Origin of the sequence: Amycolatopsis sp. WAC 04169 (assembly GCF_003947535.1) — a bacterium.
GTDB lineage: Bacteria > Actinomycetota > Actinomycetes > Mycobacteriales > Pseudonocardiaceae > Amycolatopsis > Amycolatopsis keratiniphila.
Genome location: NZ_QHJI01000010.1, coordinates 434,794 through 452,539, shown reverse-complemented (window position 1 = coordinate 452,539; position 17,746 = coordinate 434,794). Strand labels below are relative to the sequence as shown.

13 protein-coding genes are annotated in these 17,746 nt (G+C 69.4%); 11 read left to right on the top strand and 2 right to left on the bottom strand.

Annotated features, from left to right (window positions below; genetic code table 11):
- Window positions 1-6: 6 nt before the first annotated feature.
- Window positions 7-489, bottom strand: a complete 483-nt coding sequence (locus DMC61_RS29400; RefSeq protein ID WP_063272281.1) for a cation:proton antiporter regulatory subunit — start codon at window positions 487-489, stop codon at window positions 7-9.
- Window positions 490-504: 15 nt separating this feature from the next.
- Window positions 505-897, bottom strand: a complete 393-nt coding sequence (locus tag DMC61_RS29395; RefSeq protein ID WP_125693070.1) for a DUF4267 domain-containing protein — start codon at window positions 895-897, stop codon at window positions 505-507.
- 91 nt (window positions 898-988) lie between these two features.
- Here DMC61_RS29395 and DMC61_RS29390 point away from each other — a divergent pair, with 91 nt between their 5' ends.
- The 11 genes from DMC61_RS29390 (at window position 989) to DMC61_RS29340 (ending at window position 17,745) form a co-directional block, all read left to right on the top strand.
- Window positions 989-1,567, top strand: a complete 579-nt coding sequence (locus tag DMC61_RS29390) for a TetR/AcrR family transcriptional regulator (protein ID WP_125693068.1) — start codon at window positions 989-991, stop codon at window positions 1,565-1,567.
- A gap of 92 nt (window positions 1,568-1,659) precedes the next feature.
- Window positions 1,660-2,364, top strand: a complete 705-nt coding sequence (cmk, locus tag DMC61_RS29385; RefSeq protein ID WP_043848218.1) for a (d)CMP kinase — start codon at window positions 1,660-1,662, stop codon at window positions 2,362-2,364.
- A complete protein-coding gene (locus DMC61_RS29380; protein WP_125693066.1) occupies window positions 2,361-3,029 on the top strand; it encodes a 1-acyl-sn-glycerol-3-phosphate acyltransferase in 669 nt (222 codons plus the stop codon). Before cmk ends, DMC61_RS29380 begins: the two co-directional genes overlap by 4 nt.
- Before the next feature lie 4 nt (window positions 3,030-3,033).
- Complete coding sequence (der, locus tag DMC61_RS29375; RefSeq protein ID WP_016335349.1) at window positions 3,034-4,515, top strand: ribosome biogenesis GTPase Der; 1,482 nt, start codon at window positions 3,034-3,036, stop codon at window positions 4,513-4,515.
- A gap of 247 nt (window positions 4,516-4,762) precedes the next feature.
- The gene (locus DMC61_RS29370; protein ID WP_125693064.1) at window positions 4,763-8,665 is read left to right on the top strand and encodes a Pls/PosA family non-ribosomal peptide synthetase; all 3,903 of its coding nucleotides are present in this window, start codon (window positions 4,763-4,765) and stop codon (window positions 8,663-8,665) included.
- Between the two features lie 198 nt (window positions 8,666-8,863).
- Entirely contained in the window at window positions 8,864-10,201 is a 1,338-nt protein-coding gene (locus DMC61_RS29365; protein ID WP_125693062.1) for a M1 family metallopeptidase, read from the top strand.
- 502 nt (window positions 10,202-10,703) lie between these two features.
- Window positions 10,704-11,315 carry a hypothetical protein gene (locus tag DMC61_RS41780; RefSeq protein ID WP_233594999.1) on the top strand — a complete coding sequence of 204 codons (612 nt, stop codon included), beginning with the start codon at window positions 10,704-10,706 and terminating at the stop codon, window positions 11,313-11,315.
- Window positions 11,316-11,359: 44 nt separating this feature from the next.
- On the top strand, window positions 11,360-13,786 hold the full coding sequence (locus DMC61_RS29355; protein WP_233594998.1) for a PEP/pyruvate-binding domain-containing protein: 2,427 nt from the start codon (window positions 11,360-11,362) through the stop codon (window positions 13,784-13,786).
- The gene (locus tag DMC61_RS29350; RefSeq protein WP_125693060.1) at window positions 13,783-14,457 is read left to right on the top strand and encodes a tyrosine-protein phosphatase; all 675 of its coding nucleotides are present in this window, start codon (window positions 13,783-13,785) and stop codon (window positions 14,455-14,457) included. Before DMC61_RS29355 ends, DMC61_RS29350 begins: the two co-directional genes overlap by 4 nt.
- 62 nt (window positions 14,458-14,519) lie before the next feature.
- The gene (locus tag DMC61_RS29345; protein ID WP_125693058.1) at window positions 14,520-15,338 is read left to right on the top strand and encodes a tyrosine-type recombinase/integrase; all 819 of its coding nucleotides are present in this window, start codon (window positions 14,520-14,522) and stop codon (window positions 15,336-15,338) included.
- A gap of 127 nt (window positions 15,339-15,465) precedes the next feature.
- On the top strand, window positions 15,466-17,745 hold the full coding sequence (locus tag DMC61_RS29340; protein WP_125693056.1) for a glycoside hydrolase family 95-like protein: 2,280 nt from the start codon (window positions 15,466-15,468) through the stop codon (window positions 17,743-17,745).
- Window position 17,746 lies beyond the last annotated feature (1 nt).

Genomic DNA, 17,746 nt, shown 5'->3' with positions numbered 1-17,746 from the left:
CCGCGATCAGCCGTACTTCAAGATCTTGACGGCGGCCTCGAGTCCTTCGGAGGTGCCGACCGCGACGAGCACGTCGCCCGCGGTGAGGTTGAAGTCCGGGTTGGGGGAGGGGTGGACCTGACCGGCCCGCATCACCGCGACCACCGAGACGCTCGTCCGCGTGCGCATGGCGGTGTCGCCGAGTGTTCGCCCGTCGAACGGCGACGACGCCTTGATCGGCAGCTGCTTGGTGTTGATACCGGGCAGATCCCGGTGCTCTTCGGTGAGCTGGGCGACCAGCTGGGGCGCGCCGAGCAGGTTCGCCAGCGCGCCCGCCTCGTCGGTGGTGAGCGGAAGTGACGCCAGGCAGGCGTCGGGATCGTCCGTTTTGGACACGATCAGCTCGACGTGTCCATCGCGATGGGTCACCACCCCGACACGGCGGCCGTTGCGGGTGGCGAAGTCCTTGCGGACGCCTATTCCGGGGAGCGGGGTCACTTCGACGTTCACGTGAACAACACTAACTCACTGTCCGTTTCGCGCCGGACGGATCAGGAACAACGCCGAGATCACCAGCATGAGGGCGCACGTCGCGCCGTGGATGCCGAGCGCGGCGCCCACGGATCCGTTGTGGGTCAACACGATCAGCATGTCGCCGAACGGGATGAAGGCCAGTGCGAGCATCGCCCAGCCCAGTGCGCGGGCGTTCCGGAACAGGATCAGCGCGAGCACCACGAGCGCCGTGCCGATGTCACGGACGCCCTTGACCGCGAGGATCGGATCGCCCTCGGAAGGCATCACCGGCAGCCCGAAGCCGCCCGTCTGGGTCGCCGGGAAGAACACGTAACCGCTGCCGAAGTAGAGGACGAAAAGCACGAGGGCGGCGGACAGGACGTAGGCGATCTTGATTCGGGTCATGGTCTCCGACTCCAAAAGCTAGCAGTGCTAGGAACGGAGCCGACAGTAGCGCTAGCAGTGCTAGCTTGTCTAGCGGTGCTAGCATGTCCGTATGGTCACGAACCCCCGGCGCGAGCGGGACCGCTCGCAACGCGAACAGCTGATCGTCACCACGGCTCGCGAGATCGCCGAAGAAGAGGGCTGGGACGCGGTCACCACCCGGCGGCTGGCGGCGAAGATCGAGTACAGCCAGCCCGTGCTCTACAGCCACTTCTCCGGCAAGGGGGCGATCATGGCGGCCGCGGCGCTCGAGGGCTGCACCGAAATGGCCGCCGACATGCGGAGAGGGGCCGGAACGGCGGAGGGCTCCCGTGACGCGCTGCTGCGGCTGGCCGAGAACTACTTCGACTTCGCCGACCGCAAACCCGCGCTCTACGACGCCATCTTCACCCTCGCCAGTGAACTGAGCTTCGCCAGCCCGGACAGTCCTGCGCCGTTGAAGGACGCGTTCGGCGCGCTGCTCGAAGTCGTCGGCCCGGTCGCCGGCGAATACGACCCCGCCCTCTACACCGAGACCTTCTGGGCCGCCCTGCACGGCCTCGTCACCCTCGAACGCAGCAGCCGGCTCCCGGCGGCCGCGCGCGCGGAACGCATCGGCATGCTCGTCGACCGGTTCGCCGTGGGCGGCTGAGGAGTGTCGTTCGCCACCAGGCAGAATGGTCGTCGATCAGATGAGCGACGGATGAGCTGAGGAGTGTTTCGGTGGCGGGAGCCCTGCGTGGTGTGGTCGCGATGGACGGCCCATCCGGAACCGGGAAATCCACGGTTTCGCGGAAGCTCGCGACGAAACTCGGCGCCGGTTACCTCGACACCGGCGCGATGTACCGCATGGTCACCCTCGCCGTCCTGCGCGCCGGAACCGACCTGACCGACCCGGACGCGATCGCCGACGTCGCCCGGAAAGCCGAATTCGGCATCGGGACCAGCCCGGACGAAGCGACCGTGACCCTGGCGGGTGAAGACGTCTCCGCCGAGATCCGCGGCGCGGACGTCACCACCGCGGTGTCGCCGGTTTCGGCCGTCCCCGCGGTCCGCGAACTGCTGGTCGCCCGGCAGCGCGAGATCATCGCCGAGGTGCTCGGCCGCGTCGGCGGCATCGTGGTCGAAGGCCGCGACATCGGCACCGTCGTCTCGCCGGACGCCCCGCTCAAGATCTTCCTCACCGCGTCGGCCGAAGTCCGCGCCGCACGCCGGAGCGCGCAGGACTCCGCCGCCGGTCGCGAGTCCACCGTCGACGTCGCCAAGGCGGCGGTGGAACGGCGTGACCGCCTCGACTCCACGCGGGCGGCTTCGCCCTTGCGCGCGGCCGAGGACGCCGTCGAGGTCGACACTTCGGCGCTCAATATCGACCAGGTGATCGTGGCGCTGGCGGAACTCGCGCTGCACCGCGGCCTTCTCGAGGGTTGCCCGGCCGAGGCGACGAGGTGACCGCGCAAGGGCTTCCCGAGGGCGCGAGCGGCCCGATCCACACGTTCGGCCGCGGTATCGCGAAGTTCATCGTGCGGCCCGCCTTCCGGGTGCGGGTGCACGGTGCCGAGCGGGTTCCCGCGTCCGGGCCGGTGGTGTTCATCGCCAACCACAGCTCGATGGTGGAACCGCAGCTGCTCTTCGGAATGTTGCCGAGGCGCACGGCGTTCCTGGTCAAGGAGGAACTCTTCCGGGGGTTCGTCGGCTGGTTCTTCCCGAAGCTGGGCCAGATCCCGGTGAAACGGGGGGCGGTGGACCGCAAGCCGCTGATGGCGGCGGTCAAGGTGCTCGAGGACGGCGGTGCGGTCGGGATCTTCCCCGAAGGCACCCGCGGCCTCGGTGACGCCGAAAACTTCGAGCGCGGCGCGGCCTTCCTGGTCCGCGCCGGGAACGCGACCGTGGTTCCGGTCGCCACTCGGGGGACGTACAAACCCGCCGGCGCCAAACGGCGTTGGCGGCCACGCGTCGACATCATGGTCGGCGAACCTTTCACTCCCAACATCGGGAAGGGAAGGACAGGGCTGGAGGAGGGAACCGAGCGGCTTCGCATCGCGCTCGCGGACCTCGTGAAGGCACTGGACGAATGGCGCTTGGAGCACGGGCTCCGAGACACGCGACAGGATTGAGAAAATGACAGAGCTTGACGGAGTCGGCGAGGTCGACGGCTCCTGGTCCGACGAGTCCGAATTCACCGCGCTCGACGCGCAGATCGCCGCGGGCGAGGCCGAGGAGGAGGCGCAGCTCGCGCAGCCGGTCCTCGCCGTCGTCGGCAGGCCGAACGTCGGCAAGTCCACCCTGGTCAACCGCATCCTCGGCCGTCGCGAGGCGGTCGTGCAGGACGTCCCCGGCGTGACCAGGGACCGCGTCGCCTACGACGCGTTCTGGGCGGGCCGCCGGTTCACACTGGTGGACACGGGCGGCTGGGAGCCGGACGCGACCGGGCTCCAGGCTTCCGTCGCCGCGCAGGCCGAGATGGCGATGGCCACCGCCGACGCGGTGCTGCTGGTCATCGACGCCAGTGTCGGCGCGACGGCCACCGACGAGGCCGTCTCCAAGGTGCTGCGCCGCTCGAAGAAGCCGGTGCTGCTCGCCGCCAACAAGGTCGACGACGACCGCCTGCTCGCCGACACCGCGTCGCTGTGGTCGCTCGGCCTCGGCGAGCCGTATCCGGTCAGCGCGTTGCACGGGCGTAGCTCGGGCGATCTGCTCGACGCCATCGTCAAGGCGCTGCCGTCGATGCCGCGCGACGGCGACCGCGCCACCACCGGCCCGCGCCGCGTCGCGCTGGTCGGCAAGCCGAACGTGGGCAAGTCGAGCCTGCTGAACAAGCTCTCCGGCGAAGAGCGGTCCGTCGTGGACTCGGTCGCCGGCACCACCGTCGACCCGGTCGACTCGCTGGTCGAGCTCGACGGCGAGACCTGGCGGTTCGTCGACACGGCCGGCCTGCGCAAGCGGGTCAACTCGGCCAACGGCGCGGAGTACTACGCCTCGCTGCGGACCAAGACCGCGATCGACGCGGCCGAGGTCGCGATCGTGCTGCTGGACGCGGCCGAACCGCTTTCGGAGCAGGACCTGCGGGTGCTGACCATGGTCGTCGAGGCGGGCCGCGCCTGCGTGCTCGCCTTCAACAAGTGGGACCTCGTCGACGAGGACCGCCGTCACGCCATGGTCCGCGAGCTGGACCGCGGCCTGGTGCGGGTCCCGTGGGCGGACAAGGTCAACATCTCCGCGCTCACCGGCCGGTCGGTGCGCAAGCTCGCGCCCGCGCTGCGGACCGCGTTGAAGTCCTGGGACCAGCGGGTGCCCACCGGCCAGCTGAACGGCTGGCTGGCCGACCTCATCGCCGCGACCCCGCCGCCGGTGCGCGGTGGAAAGCAGCCGAAGGTGCTGTTCGCGACCCAGGCCGGCATCCGGCCGCCGACGCTGGTCCTGTTCACCACCGGCTTCCTCGAGGCGGGCTACCGGCGGTTCATCGAACGGAAGTTCCGTGAGCGGTTCGGTTTCGAAGGCAGCCCCGTTCGGGTGAATGTGCGGGTGCGGGAAAAGAAGCAAAAGCCCAAGGCCGGTGGTAAAGCGGCGGGGAAACCACAGGGTAAGCCAAAAGCGCGCTGATTTTCTCACGATGTAGGTGAATATTTCACTGGGTGGACACACCGATGACCTCGGGTTTCGGCGTGTCCACCGGTGAGTTTCGACACTCTGCCGAGACCCTGCCGAGATATGTCGTTCACCTGCGGTAAAGTCATTGGTCTGCTAGCGGGCGCCTCATTCGGAGAGCGAGCCCGAATGACGCACTTCGCGAAAGGTGTGTGATGGGCTTGCGCGCCCATGGTTCTGCCGTGCCCGTGGTGATCTCCCGATGACCCTGACCGCCGACTCGCGACCGATCGCCTGCGTCGCGGACGTCACCGTCGCCCCGTCGCCCGCCCCGGTCGCCGATCGAGCCCTGTTCTGGTCCGGTCTCGGCGCGGGCGAGCGCACCCTGATCGACATCCTCGCCGAGACCGCCGCCCGCCACCCCAACGCGGGCGCGATCGACGACGGTGAGACCACGCTGTCCTACCGCAAGCTCGTCGAGGAGATCGACGCCTACGGCCGCAAGCTGACCGCCAACGGCGTCGGCGTCGGCTGCCGGGTCGGCGTCCGGATCTCCTCCGGCACCGCAGAGCTCTACGTCGCGATCCTCGCGATCCTGTCCGTCGGCGCCGCGTACGTGCCGGTCGACGCGGACGACCCGGAGGAGCGCGCCGAATTGGTCTTCGGCGAGGCCGACGTCGCCGCGGTCGTCACCGACGGCGGCGCGATCACCGTGCTCGGCTCGCCGAGCGGCGTCGAGGGCTCGCCCGCGCCGACCGACGACGCCTGGATCATCTTCACCTCCGGATCGACCGGCAAACCGAAGGGCGTCGCGGTCTCGCACGCCTCGGCCGCCGCCTTCGTCGACGCCGAAGCTCAGCTGTTCCTCACCGAGGAGCCGATCGGCCCCGGAGACCGCGTGCTCGCCGGGCTGTCCGTCGCGTTCGACGCGTCCTGTGAAGAGATGTGGCTCGCCTGGCGCCACGGCGCCTGCCTGGTCCCGGCGCCGCGTTCGCTCGTGCGCACCGGCGTCGACCTCGGCCCGTGGCTGGTCGCGCAGGGCATCACCGTCGTGTCGACCGTGCCGACGCTGGCCGCGTTGTGGCCCGCCGACGCACTCGAAGACGTCCGCCTCCTGATCTTCGGCGGCGAAGCGTGCCCGCCGGAGCTGGCCGAACGCGTCGCCGTCGAGGGGCGCGAAGTCTGGAACACCTACGGCCCGACCGAGGCCACCGTCGTCGCCTGCGCCGCGCAGATGACCGGCGAAGGCCCGGTTCGCATCGGCCTGCCGCTGGTGGGCTGGCAGCTCGCCGTGGTCAACGAGGCCGGCGAGCCGGTCGCGATGGGGGAGACCGGCGAGCTGGTCATCGGCGGCGTCGGCCTGGCCCGCTACCTGGACCCGGAGAAGGACGCCGAGAAGTTCGCGCCGCTGCCTTCGCTGGGCTGGCGCCGCGCGTACCGCAGCGGCGACATGGTCCGCGCGGAGGCCGAGGGCCTGCTGTTCCTCGGGCGCCTCGACGAGCAGGTGAAACTTGGCGGCCGCCGGATCGAACTCGGTGAGGTCGACGCCGCGCTCCAGGCGCTGCCCGGGGTTCAGGGCGCCGCCGCCGCGGTCCGCCGCACCAAGGCGGGAAACCAGGTGCTCGTCGGGTACGTCGTGCCCGCCGAAGGTGTTGAGTTCGACCACGACGAGGCCTCGACCCGGCTGCGCGAGCAGCTGCCGGCCGCGCTCGTCCCGCTGCTGGCGCTGATCGACGATCTGCCGACGCGTACCTCCGGCAAGGTCGACCGCAACGCGCTGCCCTGGCCGCTGTCCACTGTGGACGCCGCGAAATCCGGTCTGTCCCCGACGGAGAGCTGGCTCGCCGAAGGCTGGGCGGAGATCCTCGGCGTCTCGGTCGACAGCCCGAAGGCCGACTTCTTCACCAACGGCGGCGGAAGCCTGACCGCCGCCCAGCTGATCGCGCGGATCCGCACCCGCCACCCGCAGGTGTCGGTGAGCGACATCTACGCGAACCCGAAGCTCGGCGCGCTCGCGTCGATGCTGGACGCGCTGAGCGGCGAGAAGACCGAACGCCGTGACATCGCGCCGACGCCGCGCAAGGCCGGGATCATCCAGTCGCTGCTGATGATCCCGCTGATGGGCCTGGTCGGGCTGCGCTGGACGACGATCGCCGCGACGCTCTCGAACGTACTGTCGCTGGCCGGTTTCGCTTGGGCGCCGACGCTGAACTGGGCATGGATCGCGGCCGCGTGGATCGTGCTGTTCAGCCCGGCCGGGCGGATCGCGATCTCCGCGACCGGCTCCCGGCTGCTGCTGCGCGGCGTCCGTCCCGGCAGCTACCCGCGCGGCGGGAGTGTCCACTTGCGACTGTGGACCGCCGAGAAGCTCGCCGAGTTCAGCGGCGCGGACAGTGTCGCGGGCGCTTCCTGGATGACGACGTACGCCAAGGCCCTCGGCGCGCGGATCGCCAAGGACGTCGACCTGCATTCCCCGCCGCCGGTCACCGGCATGCTGAAGCTCGGCCGCGGTGCCGCCGTCGAGCCCGAGGTCGACCTGTCCGGCCACTGGGTGGACGGCGACCTCGTGCACATCGGCAAGATCCGGATCGGCGCCGACGCGCGGATCGGCGCGCGCAGCACCCTGTTTCCCGGCGTGCGGATCGGCAAGGGCGCGGAGATCGCGGCCGGGTCGACCGTCCGCGGCAACGTGCCCGCCGGGCAGCGCTGGGCCGGTGCGCCCGCCGCGCGTGCCAGCAAGGACGCGCTGAAGTGGCCGTCGAGCCGCCCGCCGCGGTCGCGGTTCTGGGCTTCGGTCTACGGCGCGACTTCGGTCGCGCTGGGGCTGCTGCCCGCCGTCGCCGCGCTGCCCGCTGTCGCCGTGCTGGGCTACGCGATCGCCGGTGCGCCGTCGCTGGGCGCCGCGCTCGGTCAGGCGCTGCTGTTCACGCCGCTCGCGACCGTCGCGTATTTCCTGACGTACGCCCTCCTCGTGCTCGTCGGCGTCCGTTCGCTGAGCATCGGCATGGTCGAGGGCTATCACCCGGTGCACGGGCGTGTGGCGTGGCAGGTCTGGGCGACCGAACGACTGATGGGCATGGCGCGTGAAGGGCTGTTCCCCTTGTACGCCAGCCTGTTCACCCCGGTGTGGCTCCGGATGCTCGGAGCGAAGGTCGGCCGCAACGTCGAGGCGTCCACCGTGCTCGCGCTGCCGAAGATGACCCAGGTGGACAGTGGCGCGTTCCTCGCGGACGACACCATGGTCGCCACCTACGAACTCGGCCACGGCTGGCTGCACGTCGCGCCGGCGCGGATCGGCAAGCAGGCGTTCCTCGGCAACTCGGGGATGGCCGCGCCGGGACGTTCGGTGCCGAAACGCGGTCTCGTGGGGGTGCTGTCGTCGGCCCCGCTCAAGGCGAAGAAGGGCTCGTCGTACCTCGGGATGCCGCCGCTGCCGGTCCGCCGGTCGGTCGGCGAGGCCGACACGAGTCGTACTTTCACCCCGCCGCTGCGGCTGAAGGCGGCCCGCGCGCTCGTCGAACTGTGCCGCATCGTGCCGGTGATGTGCGGTGTCGCCCTGACCGTGCTGGTGGCCGCCGGGATCTTCGCGCTGGCGTCGTCGTTCGGTTTCCTGGTCGCGGTGCTGCTCGGCGGGCCGCTGCTGCTCGCCGCCGGTGCCGTCGCCGCGCTGACCGCCACCGCGATGAAGTGGCTGCTGGTCGGCCGGTTCCGCGCGGTGGACCACCCGCTGTGGAGCTCGTTCGTCTGGCGCAACGAACTCGCCGACACGTTCGTCGAGGCGCTCGCCGTGCCGTGGCTGATCGGTTCGCTCGGCGGCACGCCGCTGCTGCCGGCGTGGCTGCGGACCATGGGCGTCAAGATCGGGCGCGGTGTGTGGCTGGAGACGTACTGGCTGCCCGAGTCGGATCTGGTGAGCCTCGGCGACGGCGCGACGATCAACCGCGGCTGTGTCGTGCAGACGCACCTGTTCCACGACCGGATCATGACGATGTCGCCGGTGACCCTGGACGAGGGAGCGACGCTCGGGCCGCACGGTATCGTGCTGCCTGGCGCGAGCATCGGCGCGCGGACGACCGTCGGACCGGGCTCCCTGGTGACCCGGGGCGACGCGGTGCCCGCCGACTCGCGCTGGCTGGGTAATCCCATCTCGGCCTGGACGAAGTAGGAACGGCTGGCGGAGCTGAGGTGCGTTCGGAATGGTGACCACAGGGGTGAACCCGCCCCGGCCGAAGGCCCCGCTATCGCGGTGGCAGGGCGCCGTGTCCACGCACCGTGACGGTCTTCTGTCAACCAGCGCCCTGCCGACGTCGATCGCGGCCGCGGGTTCACAGACAGACACAATGGAAAGCGGGGTTCTTCCCGGGTGATTTCGAAGGCCTCCGCGCAGCCCTCGCCCGGCGCGGACACCTCCGGCGACTCCTATCTGCCCCGTCACGGTAACGGCGGTTACCGGGTCCGGCACTACGACCTGGAGCTGGACTACAAGATCGGTCCCAACCGCCTGTCCGCCTCCGCGGCCATCACCGCGGAGGCGACGCAGGCGCTGTCGCGGTTCACGCTCGACTTCGGTGATTTCCGGATCAACCGGGTGCTGGTCAACGGGAAACCGGCCAAGTACCTCCGGCGCGCGCACAAGCTGCAGGTGAAGCCGGCGAAGTCGCTGGCGCTCGGCAGCGAGTTCCTGGTGGAGGTCCACTACGTCGGCAATCCGCGGCCGCTTCCGGGGCTGTGGGGCGACATCGGCTGGGACGAACTGACCGACGGCTCGCTCGTCGCGAGCCAGCCGGTCGGGGCGCCGTCGTGGTTCCCGTGCAACGACCATCCCGCGGACAAGGCGACGTACCGTGTCGCGCTCACGACGTCGTCACCGTATCTCGTGGCCGTCACGGGGAATCTCGTCTCGCGGTACACGCGCGCGAGCACCACCCAGTGGATCTTCGAACGGCCCGAGCCGACGCCGACGTATCTGATGAGTGTCCAAATCGGACGGTACGACGACATCGTGCTCGCGTCCGGCGGTGTCCCGCAGCGGGCCGCCGTGCCGCCGCGCCTGCGCCGGGCCTTCGCGCGCGATTTCGGGCGGCAGGGCCAGATCATGGAGTCGCTGCAGCGGATGTTCGGGCCGTATCCGTTCGGCGAGTACGTCGTCGTCGTCACCGACGACGACCTCGACGACCCGATCGAAGCGCAGGGCATGTCCATCTTCGGCGCCAACCACGTCGACGGACGGCGCACGCACGAACGGCTCGTCGTCCACGAACTGGCGCACCAGTGGTTCGGCAACAGCCTGACCGTCGCCGACTGGCGGCACATCTGGCTGAACGAAGGCTTCGCGACGTACGCGGAATGGCTCTGGTCAGAGGAATCCGGCGGCCAGAGCGCGCACGCGTGGGCGAAGACCTGGCACGCGCGGATGAAGGCGAAGCCCGCGGACCTGCGTCTCGCCGACCCCGGCGTGGCACGGATGTTCGACGAGCGGGTGTACAAGCGGGGCGGGCTTTTGTTGCACGCCTTGCGTTGTACGGTCGGCGACGCGGTCTTCTTCCCGCTGGTGAAGGCTTGGGCGATGGAGAACCGGCACGGTCTGGTGACGACTGCCGGGTTCGTTGCGCTCGCTGAACGCTTTGCCGGGCGTTCGCTGGGTGGGTTCTTCGACGCTTGGCTGGACGCTCCGGCGCTGCCTCCGCTTCCTCTCGCTTGAAGGTTCCCAATGTCGCATTTGAGACGCTCAGCGTCTCAAATGCGACATTGGGAACACCTGGAGGGTTGTCCACAGGCGGCGCCAGTGGGGCGAGTTGTCCACAGGGGAGCGGATCGGGGCTGGCGCGGAGTGGACCGGTGGATCCACGATCGCGTATGTGGTGCGAACCGGCGAATGGCGAGACGATCGCGAGGCTCTATGGGGGCTCAGTCGCGGCGGAGTGATCACTGTCGCGCGGCTGGTGGAGTTCGGCGTTCCCAGGAAGACGTGTTATCGGCGGTGCCGACCAGGGCAGCCGTGGCAGCTCTTGCTGCCAGGAGTGCTCCTGCTCGGTTCCGGTAAACCGACCCGGCGTCAGTTGGTCGACGGTGCCTTGCTCTACGGCGGGCCGCAAGCACTCGTCACAGGCCTCGAAGCTTGCCGCCGCCAGGGCTTGCGGGGGTCGGGAATCGCGGCGAGCAGGATCCAGCTTCTGATACCGGCCTCGTGCAAGGTCAGCAGCGTGGGTTCGGTGACCGTGGAGCGGACCACACGAATGCTCCGCCCCGTCGTCGTGGACGGGATGCCGATGGCGCCCCTCGTCCGGGCGGTTCTCGACGAGTGCCGTCGCTTCAGCGCGCATGACCCGGTCCGGGCATTGCTGACCGAAGCCGTCCAGAGAGGAAGACTGAATCCCGAGGCGCTCATCAGGGAACTCGAAGCGGGCAGTGACCGGGGCAGCGCGTTGCCTCGCGAAGTGCTGCGTGACGTCCTCCGAGGCGCACGGTCGGTGGCCGAGGTCGACGCGATGGCGGTTTGGCGGCGGACGGGTCTCCCGGAGCCGTTGTGGAACCACGAACTGCGGGACGCCTCCGGCCGCTACATCGGTACCCCCGACGGCTACTTCAAGAAGGTCCGGCTCGCATGGGAGGTCGACTCGTACGACTTCCACTTCGCGCGAGAGCAGTATGCCGGCACGCTCGAAAGGAACAGCCGGTACGCCGCCGAGGGGATTCTCGTACTCCAGACCCTGCCCAGCCGGTTGCGCTCCGAGCCCGGCAAGGTCGCCGCCGAACTGGTCGCCGCGTACAACGCCGCGAATTCCCAGAACGTACTTGAACTCAACCGAGGTTGAGGAGGCAAGCTCAGGCCAAGCGAATTCCCTGGGAGGTAACGAAAGTGATTCTCCAGCTCGCCGAAGCGAGAGGCTGCCCCCGCGACCTCGTCGGCGGCAAAGCCGCGAATCTCGCGGAGATGATTTCGGCGGGTTTCCCGGTGCCGGAGGGTTTCTGTATCACGACCGCCGCGTACCGGCGGATTCTTCCGGACGTTGCCGCGCCGCTTCCGGCCCGGCTCGAAACCGGGATCGTCGAGGCGTACGAACGGCTTTCGCGGGGCGGTCCGGTCGCGGTGCGGTCGTCGTCGACCGCCGAGGATCTGCCGGACGCCAGTTTCGCCGGCCAGTACGACACGTTCCTCGACGTCCGGGGTGCGGACGAGGTGCTCGCGGCGGTGCGCCGGTGCTGGGCCTCGTTGTGGTCCGATCGGGCGACGAGGTACCGGGCGGCGCACGACACCGGTCAGGCTCCGGCCATCGCGGTGATCGTGCAGCGCCTGGTCGACGCCGAGTGCGCCGGGGTGCTGTACACGGCGAATCCGGTTTCGGGTAAACGGTCCGAAATCGTCGTCGACGCCGCACCCGGGTTGGGTGAAGCGGTGGTTTCCGGTGCGGTCACGCCGGATCACTACCGGCTGAGCGTCGAAGGCGAAACCGTCGAGGGTCCGAGCGAAGGTTGCCTGACGCCGTCACGGCTGGGTGAGCTCGCGGCCGTCGGCAGGAGGCTGGAGAAGCACTTCGGCGCGCCGCAGGACGTCGAGTGGGCGTTCGATGGCGACGGTGGACTGTGGCTGACCCAGTCGCGGCACATCACCACGTTGTTCCCGGTCCCGGAGACCGCGGGGGAGCCGCGCGCGTACTGGTCGGTCAACGTCTACCAGGGGATCAACCGCCCCTTCACACCGATGGGCGCGTCCATGATCCGGGAGCGGCAGCGCGGGATGGCGACGTACATGAGCGCGCTCGGCTTCTCCGACGAGATCATCGACGTCGATGGGTGGTTGTTCTGGGACATCACCGACGGCGTGCGGAGCCCGGTGAAGCGGCCGAAGATGGCCGCGTTCATGGACAGCCTCGCGGCGCCGTCGGGTCGGTTGGTCGAACAGCTCGGCCGAGACCAGCGGTTCCCTTCCGTACCGCCCGGTTCCGACGAGGACACCCCGCCGAAGAAACGGCGCCGCCGCTGGGACCGGATGATCGCCGCGTGGCTGTGGCCGGATCAGGCCCGCGCCAGGGTCGTCCGCGACGCCGAACGGCGGATCGCCGCGTTAGCGGGGCCGGACGACGCGACGGCCCGCCAACGACTGTCCTTTGTGGAGTCAATTCGCGGTGACGTCTGCCGGATCGAGGCGAATCTTCCACGTGACGCCAATACCGCGGGTGCGGTCGGCGGGCAGCTGGCCGGACGGTTGCTCCGGGGCTACGTGGACGAGGCGGAGATCGCCACCGTTTTCCGCGCTGTCCCGCACAATCCGACCACCGAGATGGATCTGGCGTTGTGGCGCACGGGAGAGTCGATCCGACGCGACGACGGGGCCCTCAGACTGCTGTTGGACACCGCGCCCGACGAGCTGGCCGCCAAACAGCTCGCGGGGACCCTGCCGGACGTCATCCAGCACGGCGTCGCGGCGTTCCTGGCGGATTACGGTTGCCGCGCCACCTCGGAGATCGACTTCGGCGTACCCCGCTGGGCCGACGATCCCGAGCCGGTCTTCGCGATGCTGGTGAACCTGCTGCGTGCGGAAGCCCGCTTCGAAAGCACGGCCGCGACGGCCGAGACACGGATCGTCGAACTCACTCGCCGACTTCCGGTGACCAAGGCGCACCGGACGCTCTTGGCACGTTTCCTGCTGCGTCGGTCGAGGCGATTGCGCGGCCTGCGCGAGTTCCCGAAGTTCTGTCTCATGCGCGGTTTCGCCGCGCTCCGGAAACAGTTGCTCCTCGTCGGCGAGGAGATCGTCCAGGCGGAGCGGCTGGACCGGGCAGGCGACGTGATGTTCCTCGACCTCGCCGAAGTCCGCGAAGTTCTGGACGGCAAGGACTTCCGGACGACCGTGGCACGACGGCGAAAGGTCGGGGAGCGGGAGGCGCGCAGGCCCCGGGTGCCGTCGGTCCTGCTCTCCGACGGCACCGTGCCCGCACTCGAGTCCGATGCGGGCGAAGGTGACCTCGCCGGGCTGGCCGCGGCGGCGGGGGTGGTGACCGGCCGGGCGAGGGTGGTCCGCGATCCCGACGGGGCGCGGATCGAACCGGGCGAGATCCTCGTCGCCGCGACGACGGATCCCGGCTGGACACCGCTGTTCCTCACCGCGGCCGCGCTCGTGACCGAAACGGGCGGGATGATCTCCCATGGCACCACCGTCGCCAGGGAACACGGGATCCCGGCCGTGGTCGGTGTCCCCGGCGCCACCACGCTGATCACCACCGGCCGGGTGATCACCGTCGACGGCTCGGCGGGAACGATCACGTTCGGCGAGGAGCACCGGTGACTTCCACGCTCACCGGCGCGTTCAACTTCCGCGACACCGGCGGCGGGCCGATCCGGCGGGGGCGGCTGTTCCGCAGCGACACTTTGCAGGCTCTGACCGGCAGGGACAAGGACCTCCTGCTCGACCGGTTCGGTATCGAAGGCGTCCTCGACCTTCGCTCCAGCGCCGAGACGGCCGGCGAGGGCCGTGCGGCACTGCCTGGAGCCCGCTACGCGAACGTGCCGTTGCGGACCGTCCAAAGCGGACGGTCGTTGGAGGCGGTTTACGCCGACCATCTCCGGCTCGACGACAACCTCCCGGTCGCCATCGAGATCCTGGCGGTCCTGCTGGCCCGGCCCGTCGTGGTGCATTGCGCGTCGGGCAAGGACCGGACCGGGATCGTCACGGCCCTCGCGCTCGGTCTCGCCGGTGCGCCGCGGGAGCTGATCGTTCAGGACTACCTGCGCAGCGCGTACAGCCTTCCCCGGGTGATCGAGCGCATCCGCGCGCTCCGGTTGCCGGAGGAACTGTTCCGGTGCACCGAAAGCACGATCAACGCTCTGCTGGACAGCGTCGAGGACGATTTCGGGGGTTTCGCCGGCTGGGCGCGGCAGCGTGGTGTGTCCGACGCGGCGGTCCGGACACTGAAGGCGCGTTTGCTCGAACCTCCCGACCTGCGGCAGCCCCGGTAAATCGGTGGTCGGCGGCCCGGACGTCTCGTTATCGTCCTTTCTCCGACGTCAGGGGGAGAAGCATGGGACGGAAGAGTCCGCAGGAGAAGAAACGGCTGAGCTACGCCAAGGACCGTCGCAACCATTACTGCGCGAACGACAAGGCTTCGCGCAAGAACCTCCCGCGTCACAAACGCCGTGTGAACAAGGCGAACCGGCACCGCGATCAACAGATGCTGACCGCGGCCCGCGGTCCGGTGGACCTCGAACATGCGGCGACCGCCGAGGAGCACCTGTTGAAGGTCCGGCCCCAGCGGTGGCGGAAATGGCCCGATACCCCGCTTGGCGGGGTCGTGCGGGGAAAGCTGGACCGGATCGATGTGCGCCGGTCGTTCGAGGCGGCAACACTGTCCCCCTTGGCCGACGGCGAACTGCGCGAGATGCTCTCCGCGGCGGCGCATCTTTTGTCGACCAAGGACGTGGCGGTCCTGCACTTCCTGGTGCACACCGGTGTTCGGGTCACCGAACTCTCCGCACTGGACCTGCGGGACGTGTCGACCGGCTCGGTCATCGTGCGCGGCGGCCGACGGCGGACGATTCCGCTGCCGCCCGAGCTTCGGCCGCCGCTCGACGCCTATCTCCGGGTCCGTGCCGAGCGGCCGGGTGCTGACGAGGAACCGGCGTACTTCCTCAACGCTTTCGGCTGCCGAGTGTCTCCAAGGTCGGTCAATGACGTCGTGGCCACATTCGGGACCTTGATCGGCATGCCAGGGCTCTCCGCGCGAACTCTGCGCAAGACCTTTGCCATCGACCTGCTCCGCGCCGGAGCCGACCTCGGCACCGCCTCCGAAATGCTCGGTCACGCCTCGCCTGACGCTACTCGTGCCTACCTCGCCCGCTGACCGATAGGTCGGATGTATCTGCCGCTTTCCGGGTGAGCGTACTGGTCAAAGCGCGCTGATCTCTGGAAACATGCCGGTCGCCAGGACTTGATCTGCGGTAAACGTAGTATGAATCTGGAGGCGACCCATGGCCGAGCTGTCCAGGCGATCGATGCTGAGGGTCGCGGCGGGGGCGGCGGCGCTCGGCGGCCTCTGGGCTCAGGGGGCGCCACCGGCGCTCGCCGGTGAAGACGTCCGTCGCCGGATCGTCGACGACGCGCGCATGGTCTGGAAGCGGCTGCCGACGGGCTGGCAAGAGGGCCCGTTCCTCGCCAACGGCTTCCTCGGCGTCCAGTTCTACGCGGGCGCGCAGCCGAACGTCCTCAAGGTGATGCTCAGCCATTCGCGTGTCCAGGACCAGCGCGGGCAGTGGGAAGCGGCCATCGGGTACTCGCGGCTCCCGATCGGCTACCTCACCCTCACCTTCGAGGGCGCGATCACGGCGGTGGACTGGCACCTCGACCTGTACAACGCCGAACTCGGCGGCACGATCACCACCACCCGCGGCTCGGTGCGCTTCTCCGCGCTGGTCCACAACGACCAGGATCTCCTCCTCGTCTCGCTCACCGGGGAAGCGGCGGCGGACTGGGGGTTCACGCCGCTCAAGTCGGCGACCACCCGGACGATCCGCAAACCGCCCGACTACACGGCCAACCCCGATCCGAAGCTCGCCAGTGCGGGCGCCGTCCGGTACTGCGAGCAGCCGCTCCACGCCGGCGGCGGATACACGACGGCGTGGCGCGAGCGGACCATCGGCACGCGACGGCTTCTGGCGGCGACGGTCGCGTACGGGTTCCCCGAGCCGACGCACACCGCTGAAGCGATCACCAGGGTCAATCGGGCGTCGACAGTGGTTCCGGACCTGCTCGTCGCCGGGCACCGGCGCTGGTGGAACGCATTCTACCGGCGCAGTTTCGTGTCCATTCCGGACAAACGGATCCAGCGGTTCTACTGGATCCAGCTGTACAAGACCGCGTGCGCCACCCGCGCGAGCGGCCCGGTGGTCGCCGAATGGGGGCCGTGGTTCCCGGAGGTCGGCAACAGCTGGACGGCGGTGTGGTGGAACCTGAACGTCCAGGTCACGTATCCGATCGTCAACAGCAGCAACCATCCCGAACTCGACGCCGTCACCGAGACCTTCCGCCGCGACCATGCCAACCTCGAACTCTCGGTGCCTCCCGCTCACCGGGACGGCGATACGTACGCGCTTTCGCATCCGGGCGACTGGCGGCTGCGGCCCGGCGGCACCCGCGCGGTCGGGATCCCCGGGCCCGCCACCAAGAACGACCAGACCGGAAACCTGATCTGGGGCCTGCACAACGTCTGGCTCGCGTACCGGCACAGCATGGACCACCGGGTCCTGCGCGACGTCCTGTATCCGACGCTCGCCAAGGCGCTCAACTACTACCGGCATTTCCTCGCGACGGGCCCGGACGGCGCCCTGCATCTGCCGATGACGAGATCGCCCGAGTACGCGGACGCGGCCGACTGCACCTACGACCTGTCGTTGATCCGCTGGGCCGCGCGCACGCTCGTCGAATCGGCGGCCAAGCTGCGGATCGACGATCCGCGGGTGCCGGCGTGGCGGGAGATCGGCGAGAAGCTGGTGTCGTACCACCAGGATCCCGCCCAAGGCGTGCTGATCGGCGACGGCGTCCCGCTGGCCGATTCGCATCGGCACTTCTCGCATCTGCTGTGGCTCTACCCGCTGCGCGAGAAACTCTGGGATCGGCCCGGAGACCGGGACATCATGCGCCGCACGTTCGCGCATTGGTCGAGCTTGCAGGAGAAATGGCACGGTTACAGCTTCGCGGCGGCGTCGTCGATGTGTTCCGTGATGGACCAACCTGAAGAAGCCCTGCGCTATCTGAAGATCTTCCTGGACGGAACCGTCGTCGCGAACACCCAGCTGACGCCGAACACGATGTACCGCGAGGGGGCGAACCTCGCGATCGAGAGTCCCATCACCGCCGCACAGTCCGTTGTGGACATGCTCCTGCAGGGTGACCACGGCGTGCTCAAGGTCTTCCCGTCGGTCTCGTCGGCGTGGCCGGACGCGTCGTTCGAAAGCCTGCGCGCGGAAGGGGCGTTCCTCGTGGACGCGTCCCGGCGGAACGGCGCGACCGAATGGATCCGCGTGCGCAGCGAGGCGGGGGAGCCGCTCACCCTGCGGCACGGGATTCCCAGCGACATCGAGGTCCGTGACGCGCGCGGACGACGGCTTCCTTGGCGCCACACAGGTCCCGGCGCGATCTCCATTCCGCTCCACCGCGGCGGGACAGCCGTCGTCACGCGACGCGGCACGCGTCCGGAACTGGAACCGCGGGACGTGCCCGGCGACCGTTCGACTCCGGCTTGGGGGATCTGAG